A 15,231-nucleotide genomic window follows, 5' to 3' on the forward strand; every position below is an offset into this window, starting at 1 on the left:
TGTAGTGCGGCGCTGGCCTGAATTCGATGAAGAACAGATCGAGGATGTCGCCGAGGTGTTGCGATCCGGACGGGTGAACGCCTGGACCGGAAACAAGGTCGGCGAGTTCGAGGAAGCTTATGCTTCCGCACTCGGCCGGCGGCATGCGATCGCGGTTGCGAATGGCACGGTCGCGCTGGACCTCGCTCTTTTCGCACTCGATCTACAGCCTGGCGACGAAGTGATCGTCACGCCGAGGAGCTTCGTCGCGTCGGCCTCCTGCGTCGCGATGGCGGGCGGCACTCCGGTATTTGCGGATGTCGATGCGAATACGCAGGCGATTACCGCCGAGACGATATCCAGGGTGCATTCATCGAGAACGCGAGCGGTGATCGTCGTGCATCTTGGCGGGTGGCTGGCGGATATGGAGCCGATCATGCAGCTTGCACGGGAGCGCGGTTTCTTCGTTATCGAAGATTGCGCGCAGGCGCATGGCGGTGAGTACAAAGGCCGTCCGGCCGGGAGCTTTGCGGATATCGCTACCTTCTCGTTCTGCCAGGACAAGATCATCACGACCGGTGGCGAGGGTGGGCTTCTCGCGATGGATGACGATGTCTGGTGGCGCAAGGCATGGAGCCGGAAAGATCACGGAAAATCCTTCGATGCGGTGCATCGGAGAAGCCATCCGCCGGGCTTTCGATGGCTTCATGAATCATTCGGCTCCAACTACCGGATGATGGAAATCCAGGCGGCGCTCGGTCTGAGGCAGCTTGAAAGGCTGCCCGGCTGGCATGCGAAACGCAGCGAGAACGCCCAAATCCTGATGCGGGCATTCAAGCAGATACCCGGCCTGAGGACGCCGGAGCCGCCTGGGGAAATTCGCCATGCCTGGTATCGGTTCTATACCTTCGCGCGGCCCGAAATGCTGAAGCCCGACTGGTCGCGAGACCGGATCATGCAGGCGATTTCAGATCGCGGCATTGCCTGCTTCAGCGGGAGTTGCTCGGAAATCTATCGGGAAAAGGCGTTTGTCAAAGCGGGCTTCACACCGTCACAGCCTTTGCCGGTCGCTGCGGAACTCGGTGAAACCAGCCTCGCGTTTCTGGTTGATCCCTGCCAGGACGAAACCGATATGCGGCGCGCTGCGGATTGCGTCGCCTCGGTCATGAGCGAGGCTGTGGACACCGCCTGCAACGAAAGTGCTCAAGGGTTTGTACCCGAAGCACAAGCGCGAACTTCGGCATGAGGTTCCGCTGATGGCCGTTACTGTCTTGATATCGTCGGCGGGAAGAAGGGTGGGGCTTCTTGAGTGTTTTCGCGCGAGCGCACGCGACGCGAATATCGACCTGAAGGTGCTTGCCTGCGACATGGACCCGGAACTGAGCCCCGCCTGCCGGCTGGCGGACAAGGCGTTTTCGGTGCCGAGATGCGACGACCCGTCATTTGCCGAACGGATGCTGGAAATTTCCACTCTATGCGACGTCGATCTGATCGTCCCGACGATAGACCCCGAACTAAGTGTTTATTCGGCAAACATCCAACGTTTCGCGGAGTGTGGAACGCATGTCCACGTCAGCCCGCCTGCCGTGATCGGTGTTGTGCGGGACAAAGGCCTCACGGCAGAAAAATTGAAAGCAGCCGGCGTGCCCGTACCGGACACCTACACGCTCGAGTTCGGCCGGGAAAATGCCGAAAAACTCGAATGGCCGCTTTTCCTGAAGCCGTCTGGCGGCAGCGCCAGCCGCGGAATCCGTGCCGTGAGCGGGCCGGAAGGGCTGCCGGAACGGCCTGAAGAGCCGATGATCCTGCAGCAGTTGCTCGAAGGGCCAGAGTTCACCGTCAATATCTTCATCGATAAGAGTGGAAAACTGCGTTGCGCGATCCCCCATCGCCGGTTGCGCGTGCGCGCGGGCGAGGTTGAGAAAGGAATTACCGAGCGCGCTCCCGTTTTTCGTGAGCTTGCTCTCGGCGTCTTGCGTGCGCTTCCTGAGGCGCGTGGGGTGCTTTGTTTCCAGGTGATAAAGGACAAGACGGCCGGCCCTTGCGTTTTTGAGATCAATGCGCGGTTCGGAGGCGGGTATCCGCTGGCACATCATGCTGGCGCCCATTTCACGCGTTGGCTGCTAGAGGAGATATCGGGGCAGCCGTCCTCCGCCAGCGACGACTGGAGATCCGGTGCGCTTATGTTGCGCTATGACGCGGCAGTATTCGAAGGATGAACGGGCGAGCGATGACTGCCAAAGTGATATTGGTTTTCGATCTTGACGATACGCTCTACCTGGAGCGCGACTATGCGCGAAGCGGGTTTGAGGCTGTCGGAAGATGGTTGCGCGATGAGCTTTCGGTGGAGGGGTTTTCGCAGATCTGCGAGGAGCTTTTGAACAGCGGGGCGCGTGGAGATATTTTCGACAAGGCGCTTGAGTGCCTCGGACGGGAAAGGAACCCCGCGCTCATCAAAAGGCTTGTCGAAATCTACCGCTCGCATGAGCCGGAAATTTCTCTTACGGAAGATAGCGCGCGCTACATTGCGCGGCGGGAACGGGACCTTCCGCTTGCACTGATCACCGACGGTCCTCTTGAAACCCAGAGCTCGAAAGTCCGTGCGCTGGGCCTTGAAGGCCTCATCGACCGCATCGTCTATACCGGCGCTTTCGGCCCGGGATTCGGCAAGCCTCATCCGCGTGCATTCGAGATCGTGGAATCCTGGGCCCGGCCCTTCGGCGCCCCCCTGGCTTACGTGGCAGACAACCCGTTGAAGGATTTCGTCACGCCGCGCGCGCGGGGGTGGCTCACCGTGCAGGTGGAGCGCCCGCTGAGGGTGCACGATGTGGCTGCTCCAGCCGATGAGTATCTACCGCATGGCAAGATAAACAATCTGGATGAGCTTGATCCGATGCTCGACGAACTGATGGAGAAATGCTGAGGGGTAAAAAATCATCAACATCAGGCTCTTGCCGGCGATGGCATTTCAACCGTCGGCAATTGCCTGAGGCGGCTTTTTCATCAACGACACCGGCAACTTCGGAGTGAGAAGTTGCCGGGTCCCAGCGAAGAGTGACAACGATCTTTGCGTGACACGATCGGGAAAATCACGGGTGGCTTCACGCTCTTCTTTTACGAACGGGCCGCGCTGCGCTTGCGCCTGATTAATATCGGTCACCTTCTTACCGGCGACTTCTTCGGCACGGTGATCGGTCTTTTCGTATTCGTGGTGGCGGGCCGGGCGCTGGGTACGGAAAATTTCGGCATACTCGCGTTGATACTCAGCTATGGCCGCGCCGTACAGCGGTTGGTAGCCTTCCAATCCTGGCAGCCGCTTATTAAATACGGTGCCGAGCTGAAAAAAACACAGCATCGGCAGGATTATAAGTCGCTGATGAAATTCGGTCTCCTAGTCGACGCATCGGCGGCCGTCATCGCCTACCTGGTCGCGGTTGGTGGCGTGCTTCTTTTCGGGCCGTTGATCGGCGTCGGCGAGGAGGCAGTCAATCACGTTGTCATCTATTCGACGATCCTCCTCTTTCATATCAACGGTTTTCCAACCGCGATAATGCGGCTAGCCGGCCGCTTTCGCATAATGGCCTACACCTCCGTGCTGAGCTTGGCGTTGCGCCTGATCCTGTGCCTGGTCGGGCTGTTTGCCGAAGCCGGGGTCTTTTATTTTGTCATCGTTTTCGCTGCGTCCCAGATACTTGGATCGCTTCTCTTCATGGGGCTTGCGGTGCATGAATTGCGCCGCCAGGGCATACGCGGCCTGTTGCGCGCCCCGATCAAGGGTGTTTCGAAGAGGTTCAAGGGGCTTTGGGCCTTCACGATCGGTTCGAACGTGGAGCTGACGGTCCGTTCAAGCGCGAACGAACTGGACACTTTGCTTGTGGGCGCCCTTGCCGGCCCGGCCGCGGCGGGGCTTTATCACATTGCAAAGCGTTTCGGCCGTCTGGTCCTTCAACTTGGCGTGCAGGTGCAGGCGGTGCTTTATCCCGATGTCGCCCGCCTTTGGGCGGAGAGGGCTATCGACGAATTCCGAAAGACCGTCCTGCAAATGGAATTGCTGCTGGCCGGTTTCGGACTTTTCGTTTTCATCGGCATAACACTTACCATCCATCCTATTCTTTATTGGACTTTGGGTGAGGAGTTCATCGATGCCGCGCCGCTGGTCATGGTGCAGATGCTTGCGGTGGCGATGATGCTGAGCGGCAGTGTAGCCCGTGCGGCATTGCTTGCCATGGGCCGGCAATTGACCGTGCTGAAAATCGTCGTCGTGGCGACGGTTGCGTTCCATGCGACGGCCGTCGCCGTAATCCCGTTCATGGGGGCGATGGGGGCGAATGTCGCTCACGCGGTCATGGCCGCGATCTGGCTGGCCGGCTTGCTGACGGCTTATTCGTCCGCTTTACGCGCATCCACGCTTGTGCCTTCGGATGTCGGTACGGCAACCGCAAAGGTCTCCATGGAGTCCGAATGAGTATCCGGCGAAGTGAGGTGAGAGAAAAAATGCCTCGGAATTACCTGGTATGCTGATCGCGATAAAAGAGCAGTGGTTGCATTAGGTTTTTTCTTGATATTACGTAGAGAAAATAGGGAAACGTTGTAATCATACGGGCAGTGTCGGGCGGGTTATAACCTATTCTGGTCGAAGTCGGTGGGTGTAATGAGTAAAAGCCGAAAGACGATATGCTTTCCCTTCGTGGGCAATGACATCGGCGGAAGCCACTTCTCCGCCGTCAAGCTGATCGAAGCACTTGACCCGAAAATCTACAACCCGCTTGTCGTACTCCACGTGAGGGATGGCCCGGTTGCGCCTTATCTCGAAGAACGAGGTGTGCCTTACGAGGTCTTGTCTGTCGGGGCGCCGCCTTCGCTACGCTCGCAGGGCGGGGCGACGTTTTCGAATATGCTTTCCATGGCCCGTTTCGTTGCGGGCGCCTTTCCAGCCATCATGAAATTTCTGAAGCAGCACGAAGTAGACATCCTCCATACGAATGACGGCCAGATCCACTCTGTATGGAGCCTGCCGGCGCGCCTGGCCGGCGCGCGACACATCTGGCATCACAGAGGGGATCCGGATGCGTTTGGCGTCAACTATCTGGCTCCGATCGTTTCAAACCAGATTGTCGCCGTCTCCCGGTTCGCCAAACCCGGCAAGCCGATACGCAACGTGGACCGGAAGTTCGCGGTGGTGCACAGCCCCTTCGACGCACCATCGAAATCGGCCGATCGCGCTGCGGCGCGCGCCGCGCTGGTGGAAGAATTGGGATGTGGCGAAGATACGCTTTTGCTGGGTTATTTCGGCAGTATCGTGCCGAGGAAGCGGCCGATTGCCTTCGTTGAGGCGGTGGCAGCCTTTCTCAAGCGTCATCCGGAGGTGCCGGTCATGGGGCTTTTGTTCGGCATGCCGGTATTGAGCGATCCGGACTACGATAAGACGGTTCAGCAGCGGATAGACGAACTGGGAATTGGAAACTGCGTCCGCCTGATGGGCTTTAGAAGGCCGATAGAACCTTATATCCACGCCATCGATATCATGCCTGTGACCGCCGTTCGCGAACCCTTTGGCAGAACTCTCATAGAAGCCATGTATCTCGGTACGCCTGTGGTGGCAACGAACGATGGCGGCAATCCGGAAGCGATCGAGGACGGGATAAATGGAATTCTGGTGCCGGCGGATGAGCCGGAGAAGTTCGTCGAGCCCATATACAAGCTGCACAGCCAGCCGGACTTTCTCGAGCGAATAGTCAAAACGGCTAAAGAACGTGCCTACGCAAGCTACGGCGTGGATGTTCATGTGAAGAAAATCACCGGGATATACGAGAAGCTGCTCGCAAGCCGCAAAGACGGTATCGGCAGGCACGAACCATTGCGAGGTTCGAGCCTGGAAGGCCGAAAGTGACAGCTGGGCGAACGGAATTTAGGCGTGATGAGGGAATGGAAAGTGGGCCGGACCGCACGGAACGGGAGGTGCGTGAGCGTTCAAAACAGATCGTATCGGCGTTGTAATGGGTAAGGGGCCGAGAAAATGAAGATGAAGGACATCGACTTTCTGATTATCGGGGCAACGAAAAGCGCGACAACATGGCTGCAAAGATCGTTGCAGGCGGACCCGAAGGTCTTCATGCCCGACCCCGAGCTCCACTTCTTCAGCCGCGAATACAACCGGGGCGAAGATTGGTATCTCGTCCGGTTCGAGGGGCGCAAAAGAGGGCAGGTCACCGGCGAAAAGTCGAATTCCTATCTGGAGGATGCGCAAGCGGCGGCGCGCATTTCCCGAAGCCTGCCTAACGCGAAGCTGATTGTCCAACTGCGCAACCCGGTCGACCGCGCCTACTCCGATTATTGCATGCTCTACCGGCGTGGTGAGGTTGGCCGTGACATCGAACGCTATCTCGACCCCGCCAACTCCCAGGGCATGCGTTTTATCGAGGCCGGAGAGTATTACAATCAACTGCAAATCTATTATCAGATGTTTTCAGCCGAACAGATCCTCATCACGTTCTATGAGGCAATAAATACGGAATCGGAGAGGCAGCTCGAAACCGTCAGGAGCTTTCTTGACCTCGAACCCGGCCAATCGGGGCGTTTCCTCCAATCGAAGGTCAAGGACAAGACCACGCCTACGCTGGAGCCGAAACTTCGCCGGGTTTTGAGCCCATTGAAGCCACTCGTGGCGCCGATGCGCGGGAGCCTGGCTTTCGAGAAAGTGCGTGGCGTTCTGGCGTCCGAGATACGTTACAGACCGATCCCTGAACATATTCGCGATTCACTTGTCGATTATTATTCAAATGACGTAGAGAAATTGAGCCGCCTCCTTGGGCGGGACCTGTCCGGCTGGCTTCGCAATCCAAGTGCTTCAACTGCCGCCTGACCCGTCTCTGAGAGACTTTAAATTCAGGTGAAATAACAATCGTATACGCGCATCAAACCGTTGCCGAACCGCTTCGCTTAATCGGTAGTGGCGGAGGGGTTTAACTGACATGGTTTGCGCTTATCGCTCCTATGCATATCGCTCGAGTTAACGCACTATTAATAAAGTGTGTTGGCTTTGAATCTTTTTTTATTTCTTGATTGGATTTCTATTTCAAAAAGAAGAGCAAAGTAAAAATAATATATTAAAAGGTAAATATTGTAAAAACTTTAAATAACTCAAGCACACTTAAGTCTCTTTTTTGTATCGCGTGAAGGGAGCTGCGGTGATGGAGCATGATTATATACCAAGGGGTCAGTATTCCCGGAGGTTGTCTATCGTAGAACGCTTCGTTGCTGAGGTAAGATCTTTTGCGTCCGATATAATCTCCGGTGAATTCATCAAGAATTGGGTGCATTCTCACAAGCGACGCAATGAAGGCCTTTTGGGTAAGATTCGTACGAAATTTCTGGGTATTTTAAAGTCGGTCGTTCGGAATTATCGCCTCTACGCCCTGGATCTCGTTCTTGCCGCGTTTGCCCTGGTTTTCGCGGCCGCCCTTCGTGTTGGGCCGCAAGCCTTTATAGCCGATGTGGAATTTGCGCGCTCTATTGCCTTTGCAACCCTCTTCTTCGTCACGATTTGCGCCATTACTTTCCCGGTTGCCGGTCTCTACAAGCGCAATTGGCGTTACGCCTCGGTGCTTGACTACATCATCCTTGTCAGGGCCGTGCTGATCGCCTCTCTCATACTCACGACCTGTATGTTCCTCTATTCGCGTCTTGCGTTTGTACCCAGGTCGGTGATCCTCATTGAGATCATGGCCCTTGTGCCGCTTATCGCCGCTGTGAGGCTTACCTTCAGGCATGAGGATCTCAAAAGCCTGGGTCAGATATCGCGAATTGCCGAACCCGATGTTCGCTCGATGGTTCCCGTGCTGCTGGTTGGGGCCGGCGATGAAGCAGATCTTTATTTGCGGGCCCTGCAGAGGGACAATTCATCAGCGTATTGTCCGGTGGGATTTATCGATAGTTGCGAGACCGAGACCGGAACCATGCTGCGCGGGGTCCCGGTTCTGGGAACGCCCGGTGACTTCGATGCGGTAATCGCGGAACTGGACAGTCAGGGAAAAAGGCCGCGGCATCTGATTTTCACCATGCCCGTTGCCTCGATAGAAGGGGCCGACCGTATTGTCGATCGTGCGGAGCAGCTAGGGATGGCAGTTTCGCGCCTGAATCCCGCAACATCGCTGCGCAACACCCACAAATCGGACGAATTTGAGCTGCGCCCGATCGAACTGACTGACCTTCTGGAGCGGCCGCAGGCGTCTTTGGATGTGGCTGCGCTGCATCGCTTCATTGGTGGGCGACGTGTGCTCGTCACAGGAGCGGGTGGGTCTATCGGCAGCGAGTTGACGAAGCAGATCGCAGCCCTTGGACCTTCGCACATCGTGGTCATAGACAACTGCGAGTTCAACCTCTACTCGATCGACCTTGAGCTGTCGGAAAACTTCCCCGAGGTGCCAAGGTCGGCCCATCTTTGCGATGTGCGCAATGTCGACCGGCTCAACGACGTGTTTTCCAAGCACCACCCCGAGCTTGTGTTCCATACTGCGGCGCTCAAGCATGTGCCGATGGTGGAGCTAAACTCCTGCGAGGGCGTTTACACGAATGTTCTGGGCACGAAGAATGTGGCCGAGGCGGTGATGTGCTGGGGCGCGCTCGGCATGGTGCAAGTCTCGACCGACAAGGTCGTGAATTCAACCAGCATCATGGGGGCGACGAAGCGGCTGGCCGAGCTTTATTGCCAGGCGCTTGACCTGGAGGGCCTCAGCCGGGAAGGCTCGCCGAGGTTCATGACGGTCCGCTTCGGGAACGTGCTTGGTTCCAGCGGTTCGCTGATCCCGCTCTTCAAGCGCCAGCTTGCGCGCGGCGGCCCGCTCACCGTGACCCATCCGGATATGAAACGTTTCTTCATGACCATTCGCGAGGCGGTGGAACTGACCTTGCAGGCATCGGCTTATGGTCTCGAAAAGGAAATCGGACAGGGCGAGATTTTCGTTCTCGATATGGGAGAGCCCATCAAGATCGTGGATATCGCGCGCCGCATGATCCGCCTTGCGGGCCTGACCCCTGATGAGGATGTGAAGATCAACTTCATAGGCTGCCGCCCCGGAGAGAAGCTTTATGAAGAGCTCTTCGATTCCACCGAGGAGCGCGTGACGCCTCCGGTGCCCGATGTATTGGGCGCGGTACCCAAACCTGTTCCGCTGCCGGTTCTTTACGATGCGTTTTCCAAGCTGGAGGCGGCCGTCGCAGCTGGAGATTCGAGTGCGGTTGTCGGGGTAATCCGCTCCGTGCTTCCCGGATTCCGCCCCGATCCCGCAGGCGTCTTGAAAAAAGCGCCTCAACGAGCGAAAGAAAAGAAAATTCCGGGCAGAGAAAAACGCGCCATCAGACGGATCCATCCCGTGGTGGGCCCGCGCGGAAATGCCGGTTCTTCCATCCAGCAATCACGGTAACCGCCGATAGCGAGGTCGGGGCGGTACGTCTGGTCGGGAAGGGGCCCTCGTGATCGGTATTCCGGAGCGATCGTGTCGCGCTACCGTGATATATATCCGTAAGGCGGCTGCCCTTACCTGGAATTATCCTGCAAATCTCCCGCGAGAAAGCTCAGATACTCTTCGAGGTTTGACCATCCGTCGCCATCCCGATCCGACCAGGCGTCGGAAGGATTTTCCGGGTCAAGACCCGCTTTTTCCAATTCCCATTCATCCGGCATGCCGTCCTTGTCGCCATCCTCGGGCGCATGGCTAATAGACAGGTCCGGCCATCCGCCGGCTTCGTCCGGCCAGTCGATGCGCGACCCCTGGCAATTGCGAACATCGTCGACAATTTTTCGGTCAAGGATGTCGAGATTTCGTTCGGGCCCGGTTCGGGCTCCCGCCGTTTCAAGAACCTCGTCGAGTGTCGATGTCGAGGGGATAGGGGAAACCGTCAAGGGAAGTTCGGGGGCGTCGACCAGGAAAGGTTTCGTTCGCTCACCTGCAATACTCAACTCCTGATGATAATTGCATTCGCCACCGCGTTGACGGTCGAGGTTTATATTGTCCTGTGAGAAAATTTCGATGCGGAATTCCGAACTCAGCGGGAAGGCGTCAAATGCGCTGGGTCTGTTTGCACTGCGCGTGCTGGGGCCCGGAAGAGCCACGTTTCCAACGTAGCTGATCATTGTTTTCCCGTAGTAGTTGTAGAATTCGCCGAACTGGCTGGTCGGGTTGTAAAAGACATTGTTGATGATCTCGATCGGGCCCGATGGCGAAGAGCCGATATCCGGGTTTCTGTCCCGATTGTGCGCGAACAGGTTCTTGATCAGCGAAACGCGCCCGCATTCGGAACTCGGGCCGTCCTTACTGCACACAAGCGCACCTTTTGAGTGTTTGCCTTTCGGGTGATTGGCCCGGTCGAGGCCCAGGGCGATTATGCTGTTTGCGACGGTGATATCTTCGGTCGGATGATGTTCGGTGCCGATGGAGACATTTTCGTCGGTAGCGAATTGGATCGAGAGGTGGTCCAGATAAACCCTGCTACTGCTTTCGACGAGGATACCGTCCACCGATGGTGACGGTTCTTTGCTCGGGCCGGGCCGTATCTTCAGATAGCGGACAACGACATCGGTCGCATCCGCAATGACCAGCGCCGTGTTCCTTGCCCCTCCAAGGCGAAGCTGAACACCATCTCCAGGCGAGGTCTGGCCGGCGATATATGTATTCGAGCCGACAATGATCGAACGATCGACCATTATCGTGCCGCTGACGGCAAAAACGCACACGCGGGGTTTGCCTTCGTGCTCGGCGCAGGCGCGAAGGGATCCGGGGCCTGAATCCTCAAGGTTGGTGACGCGCACCACCTCGCCGCCGCGCCATCCTGTAGCATTGCGCCCGAAACCGACGGCACCCTGAAATGCGGGATTGGTCTGTTCCGCAACTGCGTTGCCGGCTGGAAATTCAAGGGCGCAAAAAACAATGAACGTTGTTGCAAGGAGTGTCGATTTGGTGGCCATTTTCAATGCCTCTTGGGCTGGCTAACAAGGACTCTCTTTCGAATGACAGTAACATATTTTGGGAATAAAAATATATATCAAATTATCTAAGTTTATTATCCGAAATAAAAAAGAAATAATATTGCGAATGTATGTAATATTTAATTTATTACGTGGTAAATCTAATAAAAATATCGATATTTTTGAATAAATGAATCGGAATATATTTGAGTAAAACGAATGAGGAGCAGTTTTCTATAGGGGAAACGGGAGGTGGACTGATTTCGTGCATTTCAGGAAATATCCGGCCAGCCATTTGCCGGGCACTCCGTTGGTCGCATGTGTCCGTTACTCCAGTCGGAGTATATGCCTCTCGCCGTGCCGGAGCCGGATTTGGCGGGATATGCGCGCTCATGGCGCTGAAGCCCTACCGGCTGCCTATGGCAACTCAACCGGCGCCGCCCCGCTGACGCTTGCGGTTTCCTTGCCGGCGTGCCAGTCGCGTTGCAAGATCTCAAAGGCGGCTGGGAACATTCGCTGGGCGACAATTGCGGAGCCGGCAGGTGTGAGATGGCAATAGTCGATATAGAGTTGCGGCGGCTGGCCTTTGCCCGGCTCTGCGATCGTCCCGATATCCGTATAGGGAATTCCGAAATCTGCGAAAAGCCGAGGAAATTCCTCTCGCATTCTGTTCATGTTCAGCAGCCCGACATCTCCCACCTGCCGGTCGAAGGTCGTCTGCCTTATTGTGCGGTCCACATCGTTCAGGTTATTCGGGTCCTCGAAAACGACCTCGGGTTGGAGAAAGACATGGTAACTGAAGTCGTAGTAATCCGCGAAGGCTTGCATGAGCCGATAATTTCGTAAAAACCCGTTGCGGGCCGATGCCTCAAGACGTTTGGCGAAGGTCGAGTCGGGAGCCTCGCTCGGCAAGCGTATATTGCGGGGTCGGCCTTCGTAGTTTGCATAGAGTTGGCGTGATATCTTTTCTAGTAGTTTGAAGAAATAACTGTATTGTCCAAAATATCTCGTGACCGAATAAATCGTTATGAGCGGCATCCTGTCATTGAAATTTTTAATCAGATTCGAAGAAGAATATCCGTAGCTCTTGATTTGATTGTCGTCTGTGATTCTATAAAAATCATTATGCCCATCCAGGAATAAAATCGCATCTGGCTCATATTGATAAATTGTTTCGAAGAAATATAGGGGGTGTTGAAAAGTCTGGTAAGCGACTACCCCTGCGTTTATGACTTCGATGTCAAGTGGAATTTCTGCGACTTTCGCAGCATCGTTCAGTTTTTTCTCGAGGAAGTGCGTGATTGTTTCGTCGTTGAATAAGGTTCTGTACTTTGGATAGACGCTGCCGGCCTGAACGCCAATGCCATATAGGGCCGAGCCGCCCATGACAAAAATCCGGAACGTGCCGTCCGGTTTCCTCATCTCGACCGGGCCGTCGCGACGAAAGCCCTGATCGGAGTGGATCTTTCGGTCATCCGTATCGAACTTTCTCCGGTAGTCAGGATTAAGCTCATGACCACGGATGGAATTGTAGAGATGACGTTCGGATATATCCCCCAATCGGTTGTCGAGGGAATTCAGCAGATAATAGCTGCCGGCTTCAAAGATAACGGCGAGGCAGACGAAATATAAAAGCCATGCCCCGATACGTCGCAACCGGCCCTTCATTTCAAAGCTCTCCACTCAATACCCAGGCGATCTCTCAGGCGGCGGATAGATACCAAGTTGAATGACATCGCTGCAGGGAAGCCAAGATGGTTCCAGTTCGAAGTTCATCAAAAAAGAGATCATATGGTGAAGCTTTGCCCTGACTGTCGACTGATCATTCATCTATTCTTATTTAACGGGGCGTGTCGGACAATATCACCTCACGGTTGGCTGTGAACATCACGTTACCCGATCAAATCCAATTTAACATAGACAAAGAAAAGAATAATGCGGCATTGATGGTAAGTGAAGAGTGCGAAGACGCAGCGGTATCTGCAGCGTGTCGACTATGGGAAATCTGAGACGGCTTTCCTACTTTGCTCGCTTCGAACCTTACCGGATCGGTGCGACGGGTTTATGACATCCTGGTACTGCCGGATTTGGTTTCTTCGTTCCCGTCGCGGATGCCGACATCCGCCGTTGGCGCCTTTGAAGGGGCGGCAGTGAAGATTTTACACTGAACATAGACCGGCGGTATCGGTCGATCCGCCGGATGAGTTGGGGGTGCAAGGTGGAAGCGCAGTCGGACATTTCAACCTTGTCGAGCCGGCAGGCAGGCGAACGTCCGCCGGAGGGGAAGGTGGTATTCGTGCTGCCCGGCCTCATCGCCGGGGGAAGCGAAAGGATCGTTTCCGGGCTCGCAAATCATTGGGCATCGATCGGCGGCAAGGTGACGATCGTGACGTTCGAGCCGCCCGGTACCGAACCTTACTATCCGATCGACGAGAGGGTCGAGCTTGTCCAACTCGGCGTCCGCGCCACAGCTGCGCCGCTTGTCATTTCGATTTGGCAGGTGGTCAGGCGCGCAAAGGCGCTTAGAAATGCGCTGAAACGCATCCGCCCCGACGTTGTGGTGAGCTTCCTGACCAAGATAAACGTCGTATCCGTTGTGGCGGCTGCGGGGCTGGACATTCCGGTGATTGTTTCGGAACGAAACAACCCGGAAGCGCAGCGTTTCAACGCGATCTGGAACTGGGCGCGCAAGAAGGCCTATCCTCATGCATTCGGGCTTATCACGATGACGGAGGGAGCCGGGTGCTTTTTTCCCGCCTATATGCGCAAGCGCTTATGGGTGATCCCCAATCCGGTTCGTCTTCCGGAGAAGTGGACACCGCAGCGCGGTGGAAACAACCTCGTGGCCGTCGGGCGGCTGGTCGATCAGAAGGGGTTCGACCTGTTGCTTGAGGCATTTTCCAGGGTCGCACCTTCCTTTCCCGACTGGACGCTGACGATCCGGGGGGAGGGGCCGCTGCGAGGAGAATTGGAGGCTCTACGCGACGAGCTTGGCCTTGCCGAACGCGTTAGAATGCCGGGCGTTACCGAGAGGCCGGGGATATGGATAGAAACCGCCGATATTTTCGTGCTTTCCTCGCGCTACGAAGGTTGGGGCATTGTGCTGCTTGAGGCAATGGCCGCCGGTCTGCCGGTCGTCTCCTTCAATTGCGAGTGGGGCCCGGGCGACATGATCACGGACGGTGTGGACGGCTTGCTGGTTCCGGCGCTCGATGTCGATGCGCTGGCCGAAGCGCTTGAAAAACTGATGGGTGACGCCGAGCTTCGAGAAAGGCTTGCCCGTGAGGCTGCGCGGTCGGCGGCAAGATTTGCTCTCGACCGTATAAACGAGCTTTGGCGGGAGGCGGTACAGACGGCGATCGACGGCGGGAACATGAGGGTGCCGTCCGGCGGAACCCGCGGCGCTTGACGGGATCACCGTTTCTTCCCGCTTGTCAGTCGAGTAAGTGGCCCACTGCCTTCAAGCCTGCTTCGTCATCCTGGTGAATGCAGATCAGGTCGCGATTGGCATCGCCTTCGATCTCGACCGTTCGCGTCAACGAAGAGCCTTGCAGCCCACGATGTTCGTGAAACTGGAAATGCGTGTAACCGGCGGCTTTCGTGATTGAAATCACGTCGTGGACGTCTTCGCCCAGACCCCTGATCTGCGGCGGATGCACCTCGATGAGCAACACGGGTTTTTGCCTCGAAAGAAGTGTCGAAGCGCCGCGCAGGGCGTGCACCTCGAAGCCTTCCACGTCAATCTTCACGACGTCCGGCGGCGGTGACATTCTCGTCACGAAATCGTCGACGGTCGTCAGTTCCACCGTGACAAGGTCCGCCCCGTCTTCCGAAACCGAATTGATGTGATGCGATGCATTGTGCGGCCGCTCTTTCGGCAGGTCGAGTGTTCCAGGTGCGTCCGAAATTCCCAGGTTGTATGCGTGAAGCTGCCCTCTGACCGGCTCCGGCTGCCATTTGAAACAACGATCCAACTCGCGGAAGTTGGAGGGATCGAGTTCTATGGCCGCCGCATGATGATCCGGAACGGATGCGAAAAGCACGGAAAAATACCCAAGGTGGGAGCCGATATCGAGCAATGAGGTCTTGCTTTCGGCGAGGCGTTCAAGAAGAAACGTCATGGCCGGTTCATGGTAGCCGTGGATCGCTCGCTTGAGGCGATTTCGGAAATACCATGTCTTCGGGTATGGACGGTCGGTCAAAAACGCCGCCGCGCTGCCGGCAAAGGGCACTTCGTAACGGTCCGGGCGGCTTTTTATGTAGGCGGCCGCAACCAGCCTCTTCATTCG

12 protein-coding genes are annotated in these 15,231 nt (G+C 56.2%); 8 read left to right on the top strand and 4 right to left on the bottom strand.

Going from position 1 to position 15,231, the window contains the following annotated elements; all coding sequences use genetic code 11:
* Window positions 1-4 precede the first annotated feature (4 nt).
* From HPQ64_RS11480 to HPQ64_RS11490, 3 genes are read left to right on the top strand one after another with little or no spacing between them, the layout of a single operon-like run.
* Entirely contained in the window at window positions 5-1,225 is a 1,221-nt protein-coding gene (locus tag HPQ64_RS11480; RefSeq protein ID WP_172888652.1) for an aminotransferase class I/II-fold pyridoxal phosphate-dependent enzyme, read from the top strand.
* A 10-nt stretch (window positions 1,226-1,235) separates the two neighbouring features.
* Window positions 1,236-2,198 (top strand): ATP-grasp domain-containing protein, encoded by a 963-nt coding sequence (locus HPQ64_RS11485; protein ID WP_172888653.1) that lies wholly within the window; start codon window positions 1,236-1,238, stop codon window positions 2,196-2,198.
* Between the two features lie 11 nt (window positions 2,199-2,209).
* Window positions 2,210-2,902, top strand: coding sequence for an HAD family hydrolase (locus HPQ64_RS11490; RefSeq protein WP_172888654.1), 693 nt, complete (start codon window positions 2,210-2,212; stop codon window positions 2,900-2,902).
* Between the two features lie 45 nt (window positions 2,903-2,947).
* On the opposite strand, the gene HPQ64_RS20705 is transcribed toward HPQ64_RS11490, so the two are convergent.
* Window positions 2,948-3,283, bottom strand: coding sequence for a hypothetical protein (locus HPQ64_RS20705; protein WP_343036046.1), 336 nt, complete (start codon window positions 3,281-3,283; stop codon window positions 2,948-2,950).
* On the opposite strand from HPQ64_RS20705, the gene HPQ64_RS11495 reads away from it, so the two are divergent.
* The 4 genes from HPQ64_RS11495 (at window position 3,167) to HPQ64_RS11510 (ending at window position 9,401) form a co-directional block, all read left to right on the top strand.
* Window positions 3,167-4,444: a lipopolysaccharide biosynthesis protein gene (locus tag HPQ64_RS11495; protein ID WP_343036034.1), complete on the top strand. Its 1,278-nt coding sequence runs from the start codon at window positions 3,167-3,169 to the stop codon at window positions 4,442-4,444. The two genes, HPQ64_RS20705 and HPQ64_RS11495, sit on opposite strands and share 117 nt — an antisense overlap.
* Window positions 4,445-4,630: 186 nt before the next feature.
* A complete protein-coding gene (locus HPQ64_RS11500) occupies window positions 4,631-5,869 on the top strand; it encodes a glycosyltransferase family 4 protein (RefSeq protein WP_172888655.1) in 1,239 nt (412 codons plus the stop codon).
* Between the two features lie 126 nt (window positions 5,870-5,995).
* Entirely contained in the window at window positions 5,996-6,841 is an 846-nt protein-coding gene (locus HPQ64_RS11505; RefSeq protein ID WP_172888656.1) for a sulfotransferase family protein, read from the top strand.
* A 484-nt stretch (window positions 6,842-7,325) separates the two neighbouring features.
* Entirely contained in the window at window positions 7,326-9,401 is a 2,076-nt protein-coding gene (locus HPQ64_RS11510) for a polysaccharide biosynthesis protein (protein ID WP_246270688.1), read from the top strand.
* Between the two features lie 113 nt (window positions 9,402-9,514).
* Here the strand turns inward: HPQ64_RS11510 and HPQ64_RS11515 are convergent, their stop codons facing one another.
* Together HPQ64_RS11515 and HPQ64_RS11520 are read right to left on the bottom strand one after the other, a co-directional pair.
* Window positions 9,515-10,942: a pectate lyase family protein gene (locus tag HPQ64_RS11515; RefSeq protein WP_172888658.1), complete on the bottom strand. Its 1,428-nt coding sequence runs from the start codon at window positions 10,940-10,942 to the stop codon at window positions 9,515-9,517.
* Window positions 10,943-11,359: 417 nt separating this feature from the next.
* Window positions 11,360-12,610: an SGNH/GDSL hydrolase family protein gene (locus HPQ64_RS11520; RefSeq protein WP_172888659.1), complete on the bottom strand. Its 1,251-nt coding sequence runs from the start codon at window positions 12,608-12,610 to the stop codon at window positions 11,360-11,362.
* A gap of 532 nt (window positions 12,611-13,142) precedes the next feature.
* Here HPQ64_RS11520 and HPQ64_RS11525 point away from each other — a divergent pair.
* Window positions 13,143-14,351: a glycosyltransferase family 4 protein gene (locus HPQ64_RS11525; protein WP_172888660.1), complete on the top strand. Its 1,209-nt coding sequence runs from the start codon at window positions 13,143-13,145 to the stop codon at window positions 14,349-14,351.
* Between the two features lie 25 nt (window positions 14,352-14,376).
* On the opposite strand, the gene HPQ64_RS11530 is transcribed toward HPQ64_RS11525, so the two are convergent.
* Complete coding sequence (locus HPQ64_RS11530; RefSeq protein ID WP_172888661.1) at window positions 14,377-15,228, bottom strand: FkbM family methyltransferase; 852 nt, start codon at window positions 15,226-15,228, stop codon at window positions 14,377-14,379.
* Window positions 15,229-15,231: the final 3 nt, after the last annotated feature.

It is taken from the genome of Hongsoonwoonella zoysiae, from assembly GCF_013266695.1.
Lineage (GTDB): Bacteria > Pseudomonadota > Alphaproteobacteria > Rhizobiales > Stappiaceae > Hongsoonwoonella > Hongsoonwoonella zoysiae.